General features: G+C 51.3%; 12 protein-coding genes. 5 read left to right on the top strand and 7 right to left on the bottom strand.

From position 1 onward, the window contains the following. Nucleotides 1-104: 104 nt before the first annotated feature. Nucleotides 105-875, top strand: coding sequence for a bacteriorhodopsin-like (locus AWR27_RS02260; RefSeq protein WP_077129686.1), 771 nt, complete (start codon nt 105-107; stop codon nt 873-875). A gap of 69 nt (nt 876-944) precedes the next feature. Here AWR27_RS02260 and AWR27_RS02255 read toward each other — a convergent pair whose 3' ends face one another. Continuing rightward, nucleotides 945-1,358 (bottom strand): nuclear transport factor 2 family protein, encoded by a 414-nt coding sequence (locus AWR27_RS02255; RefSeq protein ID WP_077129685.1) that lies wholly within the window; start codon nt 1,356-1,358, stop codon nt 945-947. 209 nt (nt 1,359-1,567) lie between these two features. On the opposite strand from AWR27_RS02255, the gene AWR27_RS02250 reads away from it, so the two are divergent. After that, nucleotides 1,568-3,247 (top strand): fatty acid--CoA ligase, encoded by a 1,680-nt coding sequence (locus AWR27_RS02250; protein WP_077133751.1) that lies wholly within the window; start codon nt 1,568-1,570, stop codon nt 3,245-3,247. 193 nt (nt 3,248-3,440) lie between these two features. Beyond that, a complete protein-coding gene (locus tag AWR27_RS02245) occupies nt 3,441-3,932 on the top strand; it encodes a metallophosphoesterase family protein (RefSeq protein WP_077129684.1) in 492 nt (163 codons plus the stop codon). A 77-nt stretch (nt 3,933-4,009) separates the two neighbouring features. Here AWR27_RS02245 and ftsH read toward each other — a convergent pair whose 3' ends face one another. Together ftsH and rsfS are read right to left on the bottom strand one after the other, a co-directional pair. After that, a complete protein-coding gene (gene ftsH / locus AWR27_RS02240; protein WP_077129683.1) occupies nt 4,010-6,040 on the bottom strand; it encodes an ATP-dependent zinc metalloprotease FtsH in 2,031 nt (676 codons plus the stop codon). Between the two features lie 149 nt (nt 6,041-6,189). Continuing rightward, on the bottom strand, nt 6,190-6,585 hold the full coding sequence (gene rsfS / locus AWR27_RS02235; RefSeq protein WP_077129682.1) for a ribosome silencing factor: 396 nt from the start codon (nt 6,583-6,585) through the stop codon (nt 6,190-6,192). Nucleotides 6,586-6,695: 110 nt separating this feature from the next. Between rsfS and AWR27_RS02230 the strand changes: the two genes are divergently transcribed. Beyond that, on the top strand, nt 6,696-7,457 hold the full coding sequence (locus tag AWR27_RS02230) for a biotin--[acetyl-CoA-carboxylase] ligase (RefSeq protein WP_077129681.1): 762 nt from the start codon (nt 6,696-6,698) through the stop codon (nt 7,455-7,457). A gap of 105 nt (nt 7,458-7,562) precedes the next feature. Here the strand turns inward: AWR27_RS02230 and pafA are convergent, their stop codons facing one another. Together pafA and AWR27_RS02220 are read right to left on the bottom strand one after the other, a co-directional pair. Next, nucleotides 7,563-9,218 carry an alkaline phosphatase PafA gene (gene pafA / locus AWR27_RS02225; protein WP_077129680.1) on the bottom strand — a complete coding sequence of 552 codons (1,656 nt, stop codon included), beginning with the start codon at nt 9,216-9,218 and terminating at the stop codon, nt 7,563-7,565. Nucleotides 9,219-9,399: 181 nt separating this feature from the next. Then, nucleotides 9,400-10,368: a polyprenyl synthetase family protein gene (locus tag AWR27_RS02220; RefSeq protein ID WP_077129679.1), complete on the bottom strand. Its 969-nt coding sequence runs from the start codon at nt 10,366-10,368 to the stop codon at nt 9,400-9,402. A gap of 232 nt (nt 10,369-10,600) precedes the next feature. Between AWR27_RS02220 and AWR27_RS02215 the strand changes: the two genes are divergently transcribed. Beyond that, complete coding sequence (locus AWR27_RS02215) at nt 10,601-11,614, top strand: patatin-like phospholipase family protein (RefSeq protein WP_077129678.1); 1,014 nt, start codon at nt 10,601-10,603, stop codon at nt 11,612-11,614. Nucleotides 11,615-11,691: 77 nt separating this feature from the next. Here the strand turns inward: AWR27_RS02215 and AWR27_RS02210 are convergent, their stop codons facing one another. Next, complete coding sequence (locus tag AWR27_RS02210; protein WP_077129677.1) at nt 11,692-12,549, bottom strand: DUF4397 domain-containing protein; 858 nt, start codon at nt 12,547-12,549, stop codon at nt 11,692-11,694. Nucleotides 12,550-12,575: 26 nt separating this feature from the next. Continuing rightward, a complete protein-coding gene (locus AWR27_RS02205; protein WP_077133750.1) occupies nt 12,576-15,941 on the bottom strand; it encodes a TonB-dependent receptor in 3,366 nt (1,121 codons plus the stop codon). Nucleotides 15,942-16,226 lie beyond the last annotated feature (285 nt).

Raw genomic sequence — 16,226 nt, 5'->3', positions numbered from 1 at the left:
TTTATTAATATTTATTAAACAATAATTCTGAACATTACCTTACGTTTATAAGGTCAAATTGACCGATTATCATCTAACCAATTAACCACTACAATCAAGTTATCATGGAAACAATATTATTGGTAGGCGATCTACGTCCGGGCGACGTGGTCGGGTTCACGTTCTTTACGGGCTACATGGCTATGTTTGCCGCGTCGGTGTTTTTTTTCCTCGAACGGTCCCAGGTTGAGGGCCACTGGAAAACCTCGCTCACAATTTCCGGCCTGATTACCATGATTGCCGCCGTGCATTACTTTTACATGCGCGATCAATATCTGGCAACCAACTCATCGCCAACAGAATTCCGATACATTGACTGGACGCTAACCGTGCCGCTGATGTGTGTCGAGTTCTACTTGATTATCAAGCCTTTCGGCGGCAAAATCAGCACTATGTGGAAGCTTATCGGCTACTCCGTATTCATGCTTGTGTTTGGTTACGTGGGTGAATCGCTCGACCGCCCTAACAGCGCGATTTGGGGTGCCGTTTCAACCGTGGGTTACATCGGAATTCTGTACGAGATCTACCTCGGCGACGTGAAAAAGATTGCCGATGCATCGCGGGATGCATCAACGCTGAAAGCGGTTTCGCTACTACGCTGGTTTGTGCTGGTCGGCTGGGCAATTTATCCCATCGGCTACATGATGATTCCTGGTGGTCTCTTAGCGGGCCTGAATATCAACATCGATCTGATTTACAATATTGGTGATGCTATCAATAAAATTGGATTTGGCTTAGTTGTGTATTCGGCGGCTGTTGCTAACTCGAAAGCGCACAACGAAGCCCCTGTTCAGCGGGTCGATGGTCGTTTCAACCGGGAGCCGGTTGACGCTTAACCCAACCATTTACCGAATGCAAGCCCCTCACTACACGGTGAGGGGCTTTTGTTTTGTGGATTCAGTAATTCAGGCAGGTACTGGCGGTTGCATGAGCGAGCAATGCCAGCGCGATTCTTTCCAGCCTCGGCTGGTAAGCTTCCAGATAATGGTAGCCGTGCAGTTAAATCGCAATCGTTGATCGGGTAGCTCAAGGTATTGATCAAAATTCACGACACTGTACCCTAATTCATCGGTTTGAAGTGCCTGATACGTTTTGATGTCGGTGTACGTGTGTGCCTTCATAGCCGACAACTGTTGAAACAGCGTCTGAAACCAGTGTTCCCAGCCAGCCCGGTCGGGTACAGCAACGCTCTTACCCTCAGGATCGAGATCGATGATACCAAAATCATCATCGCATAAATCGGCCAGCCGGTCGAAATTATGCTCACTAACACAGTCAAACAGGGTTTTTGTCTGTTCAAAGTAAGGTAAGTTTGTCACAGGGGTATATAGTTAATAGAAGGCATCACCAGCAGGATGCTTATGCGCAACGGCGTGTCTACGACAAGTGTTTGGCTATTGAGGGGCTATGTTTATAAATATTGTTTAATTTTTTATAGCAATTGTCTGGTATTCTTAGAATTTTGCTCTTTATCGCAACCACTACCAACCAGATTCGTTTATCACCTACACCGAACGTGTTTACGTACATGATCCAGACAAAGCTAATTCCCCGTACCGCCGAGGCTCACGAGCCACCCATGCTCCTGAAAACCCTGCTGGCCCAATCATTGAAATACGAACCCCACCGCGAAATTGTGTACCGTGACCTGTTTCGGATGAATTACGTCACGTTTAATCAACGGGTACGGCAGTTAGCCAACGTACTAACGGGGCTTGGCGTTGGGCCGGGCGACACCGTTGCCGTTATGGACTGGGATAGTCATCGCTACCTTGAATGTTTTTTTGGTATTACCAGCATTGGTGCCGTATTACACACCATCAATGTCCGCCTGTCGCCCGCGCAGATTCTGTACACCATGAACCACGCCGAAGATAAGGTCGTGCTGATTCATGAAGATTTTCTACCGATTCTGAACGCTATTCAGGGGCAGCTTACGACCGTTGAGCGGTACGTGTTGCTATCCGACAAAGTTTATACCGACCTGAACGCGGTTGGCGAGGCTCCGGCAGGTTTTGCGGGCGAATACGAAACGCTGCTCAAAAGCGCACACCCTGACTACGAGTTTCCTGATTTTGACGAAAATACCTGGGCCACAACGTTTTACACTACCGGCACCACCGGCAATCCGAAGGGTGTTTACTTCTCGCATCGGCAGTTATTTATGCACACAATGGGGTTGGCAACGTATGTCTGCGGCTATCAGGCCGTGCCATTCTCGTCGATTGCCGATGTGTATATGCCCATTACGCCCATGTTTCACGTACATGCGTGGGGGTTTCCATTCCTGGCAACCATGTTGTCGGCCAAGCAAGTTTATCCGGGTCGCTACGAGCCGGAACTACTGCTGAAACTGCTGCTAAAAGAAGGGGTTACGTTTTCGCACTGCGTACCAACCATACTGAATATGCTGGTTAGCAACCCCGCAGCTCAACAGTTTAACGAGCAATTGAGCCGCTGGAAAGTTGTTATTGGCGGGTCGGCTTTAACAAAAGGGCTGGCGAAGGCCGCGCTCGAACTGGGGATTCAGGTGTATCAGGGCTATGGTATGTCGGAAACCGCGCCGATTATGACGCTGACGAAGTTGAATGATAACGAACGTGACCTTCCTCTTAATGAGCAAATTGAGTACCGTACCCGTGCCGGTCGGATTGCACCGTTTGTCGATGTGCGGCTTATGGACGACAATGGGAACTTCGTACCACACGACGGGCACTCGCTGGGCGAAGTGGTGGCGCGGGGGCCGTGGCTCACACAGGGCTATTACAACGACCCCGACCGGGCCGCTGATCTCTGGCGGGGTGGTTGGCTGCACACGGGCGACGTGGCAAGCATTACACCCGATAGCTGGGTTCAGATAGCCGACCGCACAAAAGACGTCATCAAAACCGGTGGTGAATGGATATCGTCGCTCGACATCGAAGATTTATTGTCGCAGGTGCCGGGCGTGGCCGAAGCCGCCGTAGTTGGTCTGCCCGACGAACGCTGGGGCGAACGTCCACACGCGCTTATCGTACAAAAGCCCGACGCCAATCTCACCGCTGACCACGTCAAAGCCGAATTGCAGACGAAGATTCAGCAGGGCGACCTCAACAAATGGTATCTGCCCGACCGTATTGCGTTTGTGGCTGAAATTCCCAAAACCAGCGTAGGAAAAATTGACAAGAAACGAATTCGAAGCGAAATGAAAGAGTTGATTTTGGGATAGTTATGCCCCGTTGACATTGCATTGGCGTATGGCTGACGCATGTAGAGACGCAACCCTTTGCGTCTCACCCGCGTCAGCCAGCCCACATACCTCACTCACTTTCATATTAGTTCATAGATGGAGAAAACGGAGAATACACAAAGAATCTCTCCGCTTCCTCCGTGTATTCTCCGCTTCTCTGCGTTTACATGTCATGACGCGCATTGGACTTCTCTCCGATACACATTCGTACTTAGACCCGCAGATTTTCACGCATTTCGACCAATGCGACGAAATATGGCACGCGGGCGATGTAGGTGCGCTGACCGTTGCCGAGCAGTTACGGGCCTACCGCCCATTGCGCATCGTGAGCGGCAACATCGACCGGGAGAGTAGTGAACTGCCTGCCCATCAGCGATTTGTGTTAGAAGGCTTTGATGTCTGGATGACACACATAGGCGGTAGTCCACCTGCCTATAACCCAGCCGTGCGGCCCGTTATGCAGCAGAACCCACCTGCCATTTTCATTTGCGGCCATTCGCATATCCTGAAAGTTGTGCGCGACCCCAAACACCATAATCTATTGTTCATCAATCCTGGCGCGGCTGGCAAAACCGGTTTCCATACGCTGCGAACAGCCATCCGGTTCACGCTCGACGCGGGCCGGATTTCGGATATGCAGGTTATTGAGTTAGGTAAAAAGTAAAGCGGGTGGAAACCCGCAATCTGAATAGTGATAGCTACCAGATTGCGGGTTTCTACCCGCTTTACTTTTTCAAACTTTTACAGTGGCAACGTTTCGGGTTCTGTTTCGGCAGGCTTGGCTTCCTTACCGATTCCTTCTTTCACCTCTTCAGCCGTGCCTTTGTTTTTGTAAGCCTGATACACCGTTTCACGCTCGAAAGGCCGCTTGCCAATCAGACGCACCAGATCGTTCTGATACAAAATTTCCTTCTCCAGCAACTCTTTCGCAATCACCTCTAACGCTCCCCGCTTGTCGGTCAGCAAATCTTTCGTGCGGCTATAGGCGATGTCGACAATCTTCCGTACCTCCTCATCGATAAACTTGGCTGTTTCTTCCGAATACGGTTTATTGAAGTTATAGTCCGACTGCTTTGAATCGTAAAACGAAACATTGCCAATCTTGTCGTTCATGCCATACATCGTTACCATGCTGTAAGCCAGTTTGGTAATGCGTTCCAGATCGCTCAGGGCACCGGTCGATACTTTACCAAAAATCAGGTCTTCAGCCGCCCGACCACCAAGCGCCATGCACATCTCGTCCATGAGTTGCTCCGTGCGGTACAGGTACTGTTCGCGGGGAAGGTACTGTGCATAGCCGAGCGCAGCCACGCCACGCGGCACAATGGTTACTTTCACGAGCGGATCGGCATGTTCGAGATACCAGCCCGCCACGGCATGACCTGCTTCATGATACGCCACGATTTCCTTCTCTTCCGGCGAAATCAACTTGTTTTTCTTTTCCAGACCCCCAATCACGCGATCCATCGCATTCTGAAAGTCTCTCATGTCAACCGCTTCTTTGTCGCTCCGGGCGGCAATCAGGGCGGCTTCATTGCAGACGTTGGCAATTTCAGCACCAGCAAAACCAGGTGTCTGAGCCGCCAGCTCTTTCGGATCAACGTCGGATGCGAGCGTAATTGGCTTCAGGTGGACCCGGAAAATAGCTTCCCGGCCTACAATATCCGGCTTGTCGATGCTAATCTGACGGTCGAATCGGCCAGGGCGTTGCAGAGCCGAATCCAGCACGTCAGGGCGGTTGGTAGCCGCCAGAATGATGATACCGGAATCAGTAGCAAACCCGTCCATTTCAACCAGCAGCGAGTTCAGCGTATTCTCACGCTCGTCGTTGGCACCGGGCATCGAGCCGCGTCCGCGCGACCGACCAACGGCATCGATTTCGTCGATGAAAATAATACAGGGTGCTTTTTCTTTCGCCTGCTTGAACAAGTCACGTACACGAGCCGCGCCCACACCCACAAACATCTCTACAAAGTCGGAACCCGACAGCGAGAAAAACGGTACGCCCGCTTCGCCAGCTACGGCCTTCGCCAGCAAGGTTTTACCCGTACCCGGAGGGCCAATCAGTAACGCCCCTTTCGGAATTTTAGCCCCCAGTTTGGTGAACTTAGACGGGTTCTTCAGGTAATCAACGATTTCCTTAATTTCTTCTTTGGCTTCATCAAGCCCGGCTACGTCGTTAAACGTGATCTTCACCTTGTTATCAGCGTCGAAAAGAGCGGCTTTTGATTTACCGATATTGAAAATCTGACCGCCCGGCCCACCTGCGCCCGACATCCGGCCCAGCAAAAAATACATTGCCAGAATCATCACGATAAGGAAACCCCACGTGCCAACCCACTGCCCCCAGTCGCCCCGTTGCTCGAAACGGTAGTCAATTTTTTCGTTGTCAGAAATGCCTTGCTGAATGGTATCGAGGTCTTTTTTAAACGTTTCGCCCGATGCAATCTGAAACTGAAAATGCGGCCCCTGACTGGTGCCAAAATAAGGTTTATCAGCAAATAGCCCCTTGTATTTAGGGCTTTGCATAGCTTGCTGTGTAAGCGTTACCTCAGCCACACGGTCGTTCACGACCACCACCTCCGACACTTCCCGATCTTTCACCATCCGTTCGAACCGCTTCTGCGTGATCTCGCGCGTGGCCGAACTCTTGTTAAAAAAGGTAATGCCGAGGATAGCGGTTATCAGCAAAACGACAATCCACCCCTGGAAGTTGGGCTTACGCGAACCACCACGGGGTACTAACGGATTTCTATTATTGTTTTCTGCCATTTCCTCAGGTTGTACAAACGGATTTCAAAGGGTAACACCGATTTCAGGACTTATGTTTCTGCCAGAACCCGGTTCGGACAAACGGTTCGTGTGTCCTGTAAGCGGCCCAAAACCTGTGTTCGGAGCCGAATTATTTATTGGCGGTTTGTTTAGGAAGCAGCAATCAGGTCACCTTCGCCAATGTGCTGAATTTCAGCATCTCCCCAGAGCTGTTCGAGGTCGTAGAACTCACGACGCTCTTTCTTGAATACGTGAGCCACCACGTCTACATAATCCAGCAGAATCCATTCACGGTTCAGCTTGCCTTCTTTATGCCACGGGTCCTGCCGACTGGCTTTATAAACTTCTTCCTCAACCGATGTGGCGATGGCGTCGATCTGCGTGTCGGATGTACCCGAACAGAGGACAAAATAATCGCAGATGGCGTTTTTAACGTTGCGCAGGTCCATTACTACGATGTCCTGCCCTTTTTTCTCCTGCATTCCCCGAACGATAAAATCGCGGATTTGCCCGGCGGTAAATTCATTGTTTTGCTTGATTCTCATGCGCTCAGATTAACGTAGTGCAAACAACCAATCAGCGGGTACTTTGCCTTGTCGGCCTAACAGCCAACAGCACCATTCATTAGCTTTGTACTACTAAACTAAACAATGCTTTGTACAAAATCTATCCCAAAACGCTTTTTATTGGGCAAATTATCCAATATCTGCCAAGCTGTCAGTCTACCAACGACGAAGCGGCTGCTTTGATTGCCCAAACCGACCCCGTTGAAGGACTTATCGTCGTGACGGACCAACAAACTGCCGGGCGTGGCCAACGCGGCAATGTCTGGATAACCCAACCGGCACAAAACCTGACCTTTTCGCTGGTGTTGAAGCCATCGTTTCTGGCTGCTTCAGAGCAGTTCTGGCTCAATATGGCCGTGTCGATGGGTATATACGATGCACTCCAGCCGTTGCTGGGCAGTCAGTTGCGTATAAAATGGCCGAACGATGTATTTGTCGGCGATCAGAAATTAGGGGGAATTCTGATTGAAAATACCTTGCAGGGCAGCACATTGGCGTACTCGGTCATTGGCGTCGGACTCAATATTAACCAGACTGATTTTCAATACGCTACAGCTACGTCGCTGCAACGGCAATCACCCCTCCCCCACGGCTACGATTTGCCGGGCATGCTCAGTACGCTCTGCGAGAAACTGGAGCAGCGTTATCTGCAACTCCGCGCCAGTCAGCGCGACGCACTGAAAATCAGCTACCTGCAAACCCTGTACCGCTATCAGGAAGAACACGAGTTCGAAGCCGACGACCGCCGGTTTCGCGCCGTTCTGGTCGGTATCGACGCCACGGGCCGTTTAGCCCTCGCCGAAGCCGGACAGGTGCGGTATTTTGGGTTTAAGGAAGTAGTTTTTAAGTGATGAGTGATGAACGATGAGAGATGAGTTTGCTGACGCAAAAGGAAATATACAGGCGTCAACAAACTCATCTCTCATCGTTCATCTCTCATCACTCATCACTTATCACTATTTTATCGCTTCGCCAACGGGGTCGCCGATGCAGCCGCTGGGTTCGAGAATGCCGAGCAGGGCGGCAATGGTGGGGGCGATGTCGTAAATGTGGGTGCGCCGAAAAATCTGGCCGGGCCGAACGCCCCATCCGTAGAGTAGAAACGGTACGTGCGTGTCGTAGGCGTAACTGGTGCCGTGCGTCGTGCCTTTGGTGCGCCCCTCGAACCAACCGGCTTGCTGCAACACATATATATCACCGCTTCGGTTGGGGAAGTAGACGTTTCGGAACAAATCAGCCTGGGCTTCAGGTAGCGCATCGCCGTTCAGATTTCGCAGGTTCAGCACGTTTACCACGCCCCGCTGTTTCAGCAATGCCCGTTTAACCACCTCGTAGGCTTCCTGCACCGGAATTTTCTTCTCGGCCAGCAAGTCAGTATTAAGGTAAATTTCCTGATTAAAGTAGGCCAGTATCCATCGACCAGGACCGTAGGCTTTTTCGAGCGCGGCTTTGGCGGCATCATTCACTTCGCCGTAGCTCTTCACCCCCGCCGGAATGCGGTACTGCTGCGAAAAACCCGGCACGTCGGCCACGCCGTGGTCTGCCGACAGAAACGCCAGCCATTGCCCTTTACCCACTCCGGCATCTAACTGATCGAACAGGTTGGCTAACTGTTTATCGAGCCGGAGGTAATTATCTTCGGTTTCGACAGCGTGTGTACCAAATGCGTGGCCGATATAGTCGGGCGATGAATAGCTGACACACAGCATATCTGGCACGACATTCTGGCCGAGTTTCTCACCTTTGATGGCCGCCAGTGCAAACTCACTCGTCAGCATATCGCCATAAGGGCTGGTACGCAGCACTTCATATTTGCTACTTCCTGCCTGTACCACAAATTCATGCGGGAACGTCGGCTTGCTTTCGCCGGGCAGGGTGGCTTCATAAGGCTCATCATCAGCCGTACTTTCGGTATACTGGTTTATTGGCAGTAGCGGCTCCCACTTTTGTTTGATATACTGTTCGGGCAGTTTGCGGGCATTGAACTCGTTAACCCATTGCGGCAACTCCGTGTGGTAAAACGTGCTGCTGATAAAACTACCATCTTTTGAATCGAACCAATACGCGCCATTGGCAGCATGACCAGCGGGCAGAATGGCTCCCCGATCTTTCAGCGCAATGCCTACGACTTTGGCCCGCCCATCGGTAGCTAACTTAAGCTGATCGCCAACGGTAGTAACGAGCAGGTTTCGGGGCGACATTTTACCCGCCGTACCATCATTACCGACGGTGCTAACGGTGGTATCTTCGGCGCAGTAAACCATTCGACCCAGGTTGCGGTCGTAGAAATCATTGCCGACAATACCATTCAGGGCGGGGGCCGAGCCGGTGTAGATGGCCGCATGGCCGGGCCCGGTGTAGGTGGCTGCGTAATGGTAATGGTTATTTCGGGCGTTGAAACCGCCATCCATCAGCCGCCGGAAACCGCGCGTAGTATATTTGTCATAATAGCGGTAGAGATAATCGTACCGCATCTGATCAACGACGATACCAACAACCAATTTAGGCCGATTTTGGGGTGTAGCCGGGCGCGTGGCAGTAGTTTTCCGGGGTTGAGCGAAGGCTGTTCCTACAAAAAAAGTAAGAACAACGACAGAAAGAAAAGAGCGCATGAAGAGGTTCAATTGATGATTGGGGACTTACCCGCAAAGGTACAAGTCAGAACCAGGATTAGCCGGGATTTTCACGATTATAACAAGATTCTACGCTGCGCTTTCCGGATTCTATGAACAAACAATAAATGCAGTATTAAATCCTGTTTGATCTTGTAAATCCCGGCTAATCCCGGTTCGACTATTTGCTGCGCTCGATGGTATACTGCACCAACTGATGCAGCGACTGCCGGTAGGCCGATTCGGGAAACGAGTCGAGGAGTTGGCGGGCTTCGGCAACGTAGTGATTCATGGCTTCCGTAGCGTATTCGATACCGCCTGAGTTTTTTACGAACGAAATAACTTCGGCTACTTTTTTAGGATTTTCGCTATCGTTTTTGACGATATTTATAATGCGTCGTTTCTCCCAGAAACCCGCTTTGTTGAGGGCGTAAATAAGCGGCAGCGTCATTTTCTTTTCTTTAATGTCGATGCCCAGCGGTTTGCCAACTTCAGCCGTGCCGTAATCAAAGAGGTCGTCTTTGATCTGGAAGGCAATGCCTACTTTTTCGCCAAATGCCCGCGCTTTTTCAACCATTTCTACGTCGGTTCCGGCAGAGCGGGCACCCACGGCGCAACAGGCCGCAATGAGCGAAGCCGTTTTTTGCCGGATAATCTCGTAATAAACGGCTTCGGTGATGTCTAACCGACGTGCTTTTTCGATCTGAAGCAGTTCGCCCTCACTCAGTTCCCGAACAGCGGTCGATACAATTTGTAGCAGCTCAAAATCGCCATTATCGACCGACAACAAAAGCCCGCGCGACAGCAGGTAATCGCCCACTAAAACGGCGATTTTATTTTTCCAGAGCGCATTGATCGAGAAAAAGCCCCGCCGATAATTCGAGTCGTCTACTACGTCATCGTGAACGAGCGTGGCCGTGTGCAGCAGTTCAATCAGCGACGCGCCCCGGTAGGTCGATTCGGTGATTTGCCCGCATACGCCCGCCGTTAAAAACACGAACATAGGGCGCAATTGCTTGCCTTTCCGTTTCACGATGTAATTCATGATCTGGTCGAGCAGCATGACGTCGCTCTTCATCAAGTCCCGAAACTTGCGCTCGAATAACTCCATTTCAGCGGCAATCGGGGCTTGTATATCAGCGACGGTCATTTCAGTTATCAATGAGCAGCGAACAACCAACAGTGCCGGAACGTACCAACGGTTTACTGCTGGCTGTTTGCTGAATTTCCGGCAAGTATAGTAAGGAAAGCGCAGACGGTAAAAAACGGTTCAAAAACAGTGTGTTCAAATACGTTTGTTGCCGTGTGGCTGTTTTGTTTACTGAAGAGAAATCATCAACTTACGAACGGCTAATGAGCCATCACCCCAACGTTACGTTCGCATGGTCAGTAACCCGACGCCCCCGGCGCCCAATCCTGATACAACCGGCAGTACGCCCAATCCGCCATCGGCCTCGCCCTCGTCAAAAGCCCTCGTATTGGGGGGCGGTTCGCTCAAAGGAGCATTTCAGGTAGGTGCCATTATGGCCCTGTTCGAGTCGGGTTTTGTACCCGATCAGTTGTATGGCATCTCGGTGGGTAGCCTCAACGCTGCGTTTATTGCCAATGAAGCCGCCCGCCAACAGGCCGAAATCGGGCAGGTCGACTGGTCCAAAGTGGGCAAAGGGTTAATCGAATTCTGGATACGGAATATCACGAGACCCGCCGACGTGGCCGTAATTCGTTCGCGCTTTCGGATGGGCTACAATACGCTTATGAGCCGGTTCGACGGGTTGTTAGACAACTCACCCATTCAGAACCTGATTCGCCGAAGCCTTGATATAGAAGCAATTAAAACCGGCCCGGTGAGTATTAAGGTTGGAGCGGTCGATATTATTGAAGGTGATATGCGCTACGCCGATGCCAATGATCCACACTTCCTCGATTATGTGTTTGCCAGTAGCTCGTTGCCGTTTTTGATGCCTGCCATGCAAATTGGGGGCGACCATCGCAAAGCGTTTTTAGATGGCGGTTTGCGCGAAGTAGCCCCGTTGCGGGTTGCCATCGAAGACGGAACCACCGACATTGCCTGCGTAGCCTGCCATGCCAAAAAAGTTTACAACGAGAAATTCAATTACCGTAACCTGCTCAACCTGATGGACCGGGTGAAAGACATCACGGTGAATCAATTGGTCAACAACGACATTGCCTGGGCCGAACGCTACGCCGAGCGCGAACACCTGCACGGTCGGCATCTCGGCCTGACCATCATTCGCCCAACCGAACCGCTTTACCTAAACCTCATGAAATTCAATTCTGACGACATCGGACACCTGATTGTGCAGGGCTATAAAGCGGGTGTTGAGAAGTTGAGAGCCGAAACAGAAACTGTGAAATACCCCTCGTTTGGTAAGTAAGCGGCAACTTTCAGGAACACAGAACGCCCCAGCCAGTGTTGGCCGGGGCGTTTTGCGTTCCTACGTAAGATATACGCTTAGTTGTGTTGCACTACGCCAGCACCCAATGTACTCGCGCGACGCAGACCACGGGCATAAACCGTGTAAATCTTTCCGTCGGCCAAAGCCAGACCGGGAACCGTCAATATCGGAGCAATGGTAGACGAAATTGGCGGAGCAGCAGTCAGGGAAAATACCTGCGCTGTATAAGTAGCTGCCGGAACGGGCGTAAAGTTGGCGAAGTTTGTTACTGCCGTACCTGATCCCACTGACGTAACCCGATATGCCCGGTTGTTGAGCGTAGGCGTTACTGTTACCGATGCAGGAGCCGTTGGCACTAACCGTACCGACACTGCGGGGGCATCGGGGGCCAGATGGAAGAATCGAACGTGTGCGTTCCCTGCCGCCGGAGCCGCCAGATTATCCGTCACGACCAGAAACTGCGGCCCACCGGGGTTGGTAGCACCCGTTGTAGTTGGGCGGGGGCGATTCAGCGAGTCGGTTACAAACACCGAGTAGTTTGTACCCGCAACAGCAGCAAAGTTGGTTTGGTTGGTAGCACCGGCCCGGAACAGAACGTCTCCGCTCCCCAGCACACCACCAATCTGCCCCGAAGCGGCTTTAGCACGCAACTGGACGGGGCCTACCTGAGAGGGTACATAGGCGGATGCCTGACCGAAAGCGATTGCCTGAGCAGCCGCATTGTTTTCGACCAGAAAATTTAAGGCTGGTGCGCCCGGAGCCGCGTTCACAAACAGGAAGCGGGCCTGATTCGTCGACGGACCAGTGGCGGGTTGAGCAGCCGGATAATCGGTGTCCTCGCAACCGGTGAGCAGTACTGCCGACAACAACGATGTTGCCACGACTGTACCGATGATGTTCAACTTATTTTTCATGCTTTTTTAAGCCGTAATGCTGTTGATTAGAATATATACCGGGCACCTAACTGCAACTGCCAGCGCGAAATCAGGTTCACGTTGTTGGTGAAGGTCGACGTCAAAGCCTGACCGGGGGCCGCTTCTGCAAATGAATAGATAGGCCGTCCTGTCGTAACGGCAGTACCTGTATTTGGCGTTTCATAGCCAATGAAGTTCAACAGGTTCGCACGATTCGTTTGTTGCGCCACACCCCAGTTCGAGTTCAGCAGGTTGCCAACGTTTATCACGTCAGCCGACACTTGTAACGTATGTCGGCGGTTGCCTGCCGTGATAAAGAAATCCTGGAGCAACCGGAAGTTAAACAGATTTTGCCAGGGCAGATAAGCGCCGTTCCGTTCGGCATACTGACCACGACGCTTGCTCAGATACGGGTCCTGCTCTATGTACGCATTCAACTGATCCCAGATTTGCTGCGTAGAGCGCGTATCCTGTGCGTTAGTCGTCGTCAGGATGATTTCATTCTGATTGCGGGGTACGTAAATCAGGTCGTTGCCATTAATACCTTCGCTGTTGGGGCTTCCCAGATAAGTATAGGAGAAGTTACCCACGTTCTGCCCTGTATAGATAAGCGAAACCGTTGTGGCAAACGCCTTCAGATACTCTTTGCGGTATTGTAGGAAACCCACAATACGGTGCGGGATGAGGTTATTAGCGAAGGAGAGGTTCGGCAAGTTTGGCGAACCTACAATGGGCTGACCTGAGAACAGCGTACCAGCGGTAGAAGCACTCTGCGCGTTAACGTCTTTCGAGTCGGTAAAGGTGTAGGCCAGTGAGCCTTCAAAACCACGCGAGAAACGCTTCTGAATTTGTGCCGTTAAACTCAGTGCATAACCCCGGTTGATGTTGTCAAGTACCAGTGCCTGTACAATCCGGTCGTTCAGACGGCGGTCGAACGGCGGGTTGTTTGCCGTACCGGCAACGGCACCAAATACCGGGCGGCCATCGCCAGCCAGCGTACCCGCCGGATTCGCTAAGTTAGCATCGCGGATATAGACGGCGTTCAGGTCTTTTGTATAAATAGCGTCGAACGTAGCTACCCAGCCGCCACCCAGTGTTTTGTCGACGCCGAAGCTTGTACGCCATACCTGCGGGAAGCGGAAATTAGGCACTGTTGCGTTAATCGAGAACGTTTGTGCTAATGGCGTACCCGGTTCGCCCGTTAAGGGTGGGTAGTAGAACGTCGGGTCAGGATTAAACGACGTTGTGGCATTGGCTGCCTGTCCGACACGGGCGATTGTTCCAAACAACACCCCGTTATTGCTGATTTGGTTCGATATCCACACGAACGGAACCCGGCCCGTAAAGACACCCGTTCCGCCACGTACCTGAAGGCTACGGTCGCCCAGGACATCCCAGTTGATACCAACACGGGGCGACCAGAGCAGGGTGGTGTTGGGCAGTTTTGCAACCTGAATCCGTTCGCCATTGTTAAATCTCATGGTGTCCGACACCAAGTTTGACAGCAGACCGCTGTCGTTGAACGTCGGAATATCGACACGGATACCAGCCGTAATGCGGAAGCGGGGCGTAATGTTGAACGCGTCCTGGGCGTAGAAGCCTAACTGAGCCGAGTTGAAACGGGCAATGGGCACTGGAACTCCACGAACGGCTGAAAATAATGTAGTAAAGCCCGTTGGCGCGTTTGCAGCCGTGGGGTTCGTTGCGTTGTTAATGAAATCATCTACGCTGTTAAACGTGTAGATGTTCCGAATAGCGGGTGTAAAACCATTCTCAAATCGGTAAAACTCGTTGGCCGTACCAATCGAAATCGTGTGCTTGCCGGCGAAAATATCGAAACGGTCATTTACTTGAATAACATCCTGATTCAGTATATTATTGGGCGTAAACGGCTCGGCCCCGAAACTGGTAAGCGTATTTCCGTTTGGACCAGCAATATCAACTGTAGGGAAGTTAGGCGTAGCAACACCGCCACCACCTTCGCGGAAGTCACGGAACGCCGTATAACCTACCTGAAGATTATTGGCATATTTGTTGCCAAAGGTAGAGTTCAACTCAGCAATCACCGAACGCAAGTTGTTGTTGATCCGATACCAGGTGTTCGAGAACGGAATGGTATTGACGTTGTTCTGACGACCGCTTTGCGGGTTTACCCCGTTTGAGCCTGAGTTGCTGGGCGGAATATCGCTGAACGAGTTTAATTGATTGTAACGAACCGTCAGTTTGTGCTTGTCGCTGATATTCCAGTCGATTTTGGCGAGGAATTTAAAACTCTGGTTCAGCGCGTTGAACGGATTGAGTGTTCCCGGATCATACGTCCACGTCTTGTTCGGGCCGGTTGTCGTCAGGAACGTTTGGAGTCGTTCTAAATCCGTAGCTGCCTGCGTTTGCTGAAATGGAACACCGAGAGCATCAGAACCGCCCACCGGGAATAACACTGCCGGACTTGACCGACGCTCCTGCTCAGCGTTGACAAAGAAGAACAGTTTATTTTTGATAATCGGGCCACCTAAGCGCACACCCAGGTTACGGAAACTGAAATCCTGCTGTTGAGCGGCTGGTACTTCTACACCAGCGACTTTCGAGCCGACCATACTCTGGTTACGGCCAAAATAATAGGCCGATCCCTCGAAGCGGTTCGTGCCTGACCGCGTTACGGCATTCACGCCCGCGCCCGTGAATGAGCCTTGCGTTACATCGAACGGCGAGATAGACACGTTCAACTGCTCAATGGCGTCGATACTTACCGGCGTTGCACTCGACTGACCACCCGGCAGAGCCGCCAGACCGAATACGTTGTTGGCCGTGGAGCCATCAATCGAGAAGTTGTTATACAACTGTGACCGACCACCAAATGAAAAACCAGGACCCGCCTGTGGTGTCAGGTTGCTGAAATCCTGAAAGTTACGCGATAACGTGGGCAACCGCTCGAAGCTTTGTTTACCAATGTTGGTTGATGCGCCATTCCGCTCGGAGTCAATAATGCTTCCACGCGAAGAAGTTACGACAACCTCCGTCAGTTGCTTGCCTTCTTCAAGTAGTTTGAAGTTGGCCGACACGGGCGTGTTCAATTCGGCAGACACGATTTCGCGCTTCTGTTGCTGAAAGCCGATAAATGTAACAGTGATTTCGTAAGGACCACCAATCCGAACTGCCGGGAAGCTGTAGCGACCCTGTGCGTTCGTGGTGATTCCGTAACGTGTTCCCGAAGGCGTGTGAACCGCCACTACCGTTGCGCCGGGTAATTCTGCGCCTTTATCGTCCGTAACAACACCGTTGATTGATGAAGTCGTTACACCCTGCGCCATTACTACGCTGCCACTCAGCACAGTCAATAGCATAACGCCGAACAGCAATAACGCAGCCCGAACGTGCAGTAATTGTTTTGACATAAAAATTTGTGATTTGGTTAGTAGTACCATGAAGTTCAACCCGTTGACAGGCTGTCAATTCGGGCGCAAAGATGATACAATTTTCTGCGGGTTACAAAACGCCATTTCTTTAAAAAGTGATACTGTACAATAATTTATTGGCATCATTCATGGAATAGGTCAAGAAGACTCCGTTTCTGTTCTATTCACCAATGTTAAGTTTTTGTTAAGTCAGCACCATGTATTAAATCAATCACTGATTTTGTACTTAACCAAGTTCAGTTCCTGGATGTTGTGTTAACAACG

Origin of the sequence: Spirosoma montaniterrae, assembly GCF_001988955.1 — a bacterium.
Taxonomy (GTDB): Bacteria; Bacteroidota; Bacteroidia; order Cytophagales; family Spirosomataceae; genus Spirosoma; species Spirosoma montaniterrae.
Note: the sequence above shows the minus strand (reverse complement) of the source record. Positions and strands in the feature narration are given on the sequence as shown.

Bases quoted from the DNA above. Each gene is read 5' to 3' on its own strand.
- AWR27_RS02260 (WP_077129686.1), top strand. From the start codon at position 105: ATGGAAACAATATTATTGGTAGGCGATCTACGTCCGGGCGACGTGGTC.
- AWR27_RS02250 (WP_077133751.1), top strand. From the start codon at position 1,568: ATGATCCAGACAAAGCTAATTCCCCGTACCGCCGAGGCTCACGAGCCA.
- AWR27_RS02245 (WP_077129684.1), top strand. From the start codon at position 3,441: ATGACGCGCATTGGACTTCTCTCCGATACACATTCGTACTTAGACCCG.
- ftsH (WP_077129683.1), bottom strand. From the start codon at position 6,040: ATGGCAGAAAACAATAATAGAAATCCGTTAGTACCCCGTGGTGGTTCG.
- rsfS (WP_077129682.1), bottom strand. From the start codon at position 6,585: ATGAGAATCAAGCAAAACAATGAATTTACCGCCGGGCAAATCCGCGAT.
- pafA (WP_077129680.1), bottom strand. From the start codon at position 9,218: ATGCGCTCTTTTCTTTCTGTCGTTGTTCTTACTTTTTTTGTAGGAACA.
- AWR27_RS02220 (WP_077129679.1), bottom strand. From the start codon at position 10,368: ATGACCGTCGCTGATATACAAGCCCCGATTGCCGCTGAAATGGAGTTA.
- AWR27_RS02215 (WP_077129678.1), top strand. From the start codon at position 10,601: ATGGTCAGTAACCCGACGCCCCCGGCGCCCAATCCTGATACAACCGGC.
- AWR27_RS02210 (WP_077129677.1), bottom strand. From the start codon at position 12,549: ATGAAAAATAAGTTGAACATCATCGGTACAGTCGTGGCAACATCGTTG.
- AWR27_RS02205 (WP_077133750.1), bottom strand. From the start codon at position 15,941: ATGTCAAAACAATTACTGCACGTTCGGGCTGCGTTATTGCTGTTCGGC.